The 3,553-nt window shown below is 46.7% G+C and carries 1 protein-coding gene; it reads right to left on the reverse strand.

The window, feature by feature from the left end:
• Positions 1-463 precede the first annotated feature (463 nt).
• Positions 464-1,699, reverse strand: a complete 1,236-nt coding sequence (locus K3G63_RS22485) for a replication initiation protein (protein WP_220616405.1) — start codon at positions 1,697-1,699, stop codon at positions 464-466.
• Positions 1,700-3,553: the final 1,854 nt, after the last annotated feature.

The raw sequence follows: 3,553 nt of genomic DNA on the forward strand, positions 1-3,553 counted from the left end.
GTCGTTAAGCCCCGGTGCGCCTATGGTACTGCCTTCATCGGTGGGAGAGTCGGTCGCCGCCAACCCTATGCCTTCCACGGCCCCCCGCGACTTCGTGCTGCGGGGGGCCGTGTTGCGTTCCCCCCCCGGCAGCGTGGCAGCGCTCGGGCTCTAAGGGCCCCCTCCCGGCCAGGCCGGAGACTGGTAGTAACTAATAGAGATATTACTCTATCTATGAGTGCGAAATATCCTGTCTGGTTCAGCTACTAGTACGCTACTATAGTATAAAATGAGCTTACTCCTATCAGATATAAATATTTCTGGACATTGGTGGTATTAAAAAGCATATTCAATACATATTTTTATGCTTTTTAATGCTGTAATGGCCGTTTCATTATCCTTTCTTAGGAAAGCTACTATGCCATCATTATAAACGAAGTTGAACTTACGGATGATTATGGCTTAGCAAGAGCAGGGGCCATTATCACTTAATAGTCTTATTAGCCTCTAGCCATTCCACCTTTTGATCATCTTGCTTTAGAACAAATCCTTGGCTTAAGTACACCTGCTGTACATGCTGCTCAAATGAGGCTTCCTTATGAAGGTTTTTTGCCGCTAGCGTCTGGTACATAGCTTCAACCTCTCGCAGACGAAACCGGACCACGCCCGACTGAGCATCCACAGATGGCAAGGCTGGGTTGGTTTCTTCTTCACTAAGACGGCGCCGACCAGACTCTTTGAATTCGGCTATAAGATGCCCTTTGGTAATCGCCGAAAACACAGAGCCAGGTAAGCTTTTAACCTTTCCTAGACGATGCTTTTCTCGCTGATTGCGCACCACAAACTCCACGTACTCAGGCTCCACCTTTCCGCTACTGACCATAGTTAGTATAGTAGCTAGGCTGGAGGGTGACAACCCAATTTTCTGCAGAGAGGACTCCCATTCAGAAGAAGGGCCTAGAGGTAGACCATCTTGACCTGGTGTAACAAGAGGGAAATGAAAGCGCACATGAGCCACTGCTCTACCCTCTCGCAATAGCTCGTAGGTAAACGGCAAATCTGTCTTGCTAAGCTCCTGCTGCGCCCTGTCTAACACGCGTAGCTTGAACAAGGGAAACTGTTTGTACTGACCATCTAGGTTAAGCACAGACTTAAGTTCTCCTACCCCCATGCTTCGGCTACCAAAAGCGGCGTACTCTTTAAGCAGCCAGTAAATTCGGTAAGAATGCGGACTCTTTAGCTTCAGTAACTGCACCACCTGTGCCTTCGTGAAGTTACGCTGCAGCTGCAGCAGGTACGGCATCACCTCATCGTTGAATCGCACGTGCAGAGCTCCCTCTTCTCCTCGATACTTGGCATAGGCCATAAGAGGGATTTTATCGAAATCTGGGGAGTTACTGCGGCGTGACCCCGAGCGCCCTGTACTAGGGCGCTCTATGTGCAGGATACGGCTAACCAGCTGAGTGCACATACCGGCTACCTGCTGGTAATCTTTACTACTCGGCCGACGCCCTGAAAGAGCCACTACTTCTGTAAGAGGAATCCGCATTTCGCGGAATTCATTGTCGTCTCGTCCAATACGCGAAAGCATAGCCATGAACAGACGCATCTCTACAGTAGACAAGTCGAAGCGTGCATTCACTAGGGCATTATGCTGGACAATGACCTTGCTGGCGGACTCCTCCGCCCCAGGTTGATCAAAGAGAATTAGGGATGTCAAGGGGCTACTGCTATGTGGATAACTCAGAGCGCAATATCCCTTATCTATTACAAGATCCCAAACCTGTAATACATAATAGCGCTAAAATGTGGATAACTGGGCTAAAAATGTGGATAACCCTCCTGTCGAGCTTCGTGCTTTTGTAATAGGTCTTCGTGCTTTTGTAATAGCTCGTTCGGTTTTTGTCGTGGTTTTTGTAATAGTTGTTCGTGGTTTTTGTAATAGTTGTTCGTGGTTTTTGTAATAGTTGTTCGTGCTTTTGTAATAGTTCGTGCTCTGGGGACCCTGACAATCAAGCAGTTAGAGACCCTATAAACCTTATAAAGATTATAAAATAAATAAACGACCTGGTTCTTTGCGCGTACGTGCGCGCGCAACCCCCCAGTCGAAAAGCTTTTAGGGTGCCGTGCCATTTGCGCGGGTCGTCAGAACAAAACCACCTCCGGAAAAGGGGTAAACACACTGGGGGGGCGCGCCGCGGCCATCGTGGTTTTTGTAATAGTTCAGCCTCTCCTGAACCAAGAAGTCCGGCTATCAGGCCAAAACTCAGTGAAAAACACAAAAGCGGGCCTAGCAGAACATGCTTTTCCAGCAGGTCATTACGTGGATCGACTGGTTGTAAAACGTCGTAACAAACTGACAACCAGCATGTAATGTCTATTACAAAAACCACGAAGGTGCTTACAGGACTAGCACCTTCCAGAATAAGCGTTCAGACAACAAGATTGTATATACCTGACTATCAGAAGTATACAATATGTTTCACTTGCAGAATGCAGCTGAATTTATCCTCAGAAAGCCTCTAGACTGAGCTAATTCGTGGTTTTTGTAATAGCTATTCCTCGAATTATTTTCACGTAAAATTTTGATATACAACAAGTTGTTCTAGAAAAAAGGTGTCTAGAGGCAGGTGGCCATAGGGTTTACGAAGCTAATGACAGCACTTACAGAGGTGGTAGACAAAACCCAAAAGATGCAGATGGGATATGTCAGCATAGAGTAGATGCCTCTATTTGAGCTTTTAAAGCCCCTACAAGCCACGCAAAGTATTTTTAGCAGGTAGGCATCATTTCATCAGGTGAAAGTCGCCTACAAGGCTTTATTTGGATCAGTCCCTTCTCAAATCCCCCACAACTTCTTTCGGCCACATGAGCTGTTGCAGCAGTGGTTCATCGTATTCAGCCCTGGTGAAGGGTGCTACTGACCAGACACTACTCTCTACCTCCCTCTGCCCCAAGCAAGTTCAAATTTTACTGTATAAACCCTATAGAACAGGTCAAACAGCTGTTTTCTACCTATACAGTTACCCCCGATTCTTGCCTCGAACTTGTACCTGGTTAACTGCAGAAAACAGGTCACCTAATGCGAAATACTGTTCCATACTAACTGAGGAAGAGTTATCCTTTCCAACAAAGACCCCGTATAAAAGAAGTTTTTCTACTCGCCCATTGACAGATCGAAAAGTATGTGTACTTTTGCACCCCGGTTAAGAGAACTGGGATGCTACAGCGGGTAGGATAAAAAGAAAATTCTCTCAATATTTTGGCAGAATCGAAAAACTCTCTTACCTTTGCACTCCGTTTCAGAAATAGCTCATCAGTCTAGAGCAAATTTTTGAAACGATTAGTGAACGAAAAAGCCTGACAGTGACGTTTATCACTTGGCTACTTCGAAAAGCTAAGGCAAGCAGCTTGCCACGAGGCTGGTTCCAATAGGGGACTGGCAGACGTTCTTTGAATGATTGGAAAAGACAAATAGGTAAGGCAGCGCGGGCGAGAGCTCGGGCTGCGTATAAGCAGTGTTCCCGGGCATGACTCGGGCATACACTACAGAGTCGGATCAGCACTTGACATC

It is taken from the genome of Hymenobacter sp. HSC-4F20 (genome assembly GCF_019599275.1).
Lineage (GTDB): Bacteria > Bacteroidota > Bacteroidia > Cytophagales > Hymenobacteraceae > Hymenobacter.